The organism is Pseudarthrobacter sp. 10T415, from assembly GCF_056394175.1.
Map to the genome: position 1 here is coordinate 1 of NZ_JBFTHJ010000063.1, position 532 is coordinate 532.

Here is a 532-nt window from a genome sequence, read left to right on the forward strand (position 1 = left end):
AGCGGCGGATGGAATACCGCCCCGACGCCGACGGGATGGCAACAATTACCCTGATCCTGCCCGGGGACACCGCCTGCGCCATCTGGAACAAGACCACAGCCATCGCCCGCGGCCTCCAAGGCCCCGGCGAAACCCGCACCCTTACCCAGCTGCGGCCGGACACCGCAGCAGCGCTCCTCTTGAGCGCCCACACCGGCGCCGCTGCCACAGGCCGGTCCATCGATAGCCAGGAAACCGGCGCCGGTACCGACCCATACTTCGTTGACCTCAGCAAGATCCCCGCGCCGAAAGCCGACGTGCTGGTCACCATTCCGATATTTACAATGTTGGGCAGCACTGACGAACCGGCTGACCTCGACGGGTACGGGCCCATCCCGGCGGCGATGGCCCGAAAACTCGTTGCTGACGGGGCCACCTCGTTCTACCGGGTCCTCGTCGACCCCCGTACCGGCGCACCGCTCGAGATCGGCCGGACCAGCTACCGGTTGTCGGAGGCTATGAAGCGCTGGATCAGGATGCGTGATGGACACTG

At 66.2% G+C, this 532-nt stretch carries 1 protein-coding gene; it reads left to right on the top strand.

All coding sequences use genetic code 11. The annotated features are described in order from the left end of the window. The coding region (locus AC1DBN_RS21455; RefSeq protein ID WP_477724195.1) for a DUF222 domain-containing protein at window positions 1-532 on the top strand (532 nt) is incomplete at both ends.